The 482-nt window shown below is 73.4% G+C and carries 1 protein-coding gene; it reads left to right on the top strand.

The genetic code is table 11. From position 1 onward, the window contains the following. Positions 1–482: DNA polymerase Y subunit UmuC family protein (locus O7A05_RS34130; protein WP_463152123.1), on the top strand; the 482-nt coding region annotated here is incomplete at both ends.

Genomic DNA, 482 nt, shown 5'->3' on the forward strand with positions numbered 1-482 from the left:
CGCCTGGGCCGTGGCGCGCTTCCTGCCCCACGAGCCCGTGGTGCCACCGGGCGGGCACGCCGCGGCGCTGGTGGACCTGCCGGTACAGGCCCTGCGCCTGGCCATCGAGAGCGCGGACGGTCTCGCGCAGCTCGGCATCGAGCGGATCGGTCAGCTCACGCAGATGCCGCGGGCGCCGCTGCGTCTACGCTTCGGTCCCGAACCCGGGCTGCGCCTCGATCAGGCCCTTGGTCATGCGCTCGAGCCTCTCGTCTATCTCGACTGGCCGGAGGCGCCGATGGCGCGCCTCGTCTTCGCCGATCCGATCGGCGCCCCCGAGACGCTCGCCCGCGTGACCGAGCATCTTCTCACGGACCTCTGCGCCGAGCTGGAACGGCGGGGGATCGGCGCGCGTCGGATCGACCTCGTGTTCCGCCGGGTCGACGGTCTCAGCCGGAGCCTGCGGGTGGCGACCATCCGACCGTCGCGCACCGTGCGCCATC

Origin of the sequence: Mesorhizobium argentiipisi (SeqCode), from assembly GCF_037179585.1 — a bacterium.
Taxonomy (GTDB): domain Bacteria; phylum Pseudomonadota; class Alphaproteobacteria; order Rhizobiales; family Rhizobiaceae; genus Mesorhizobium; species Mesorhizobium argentiipisi.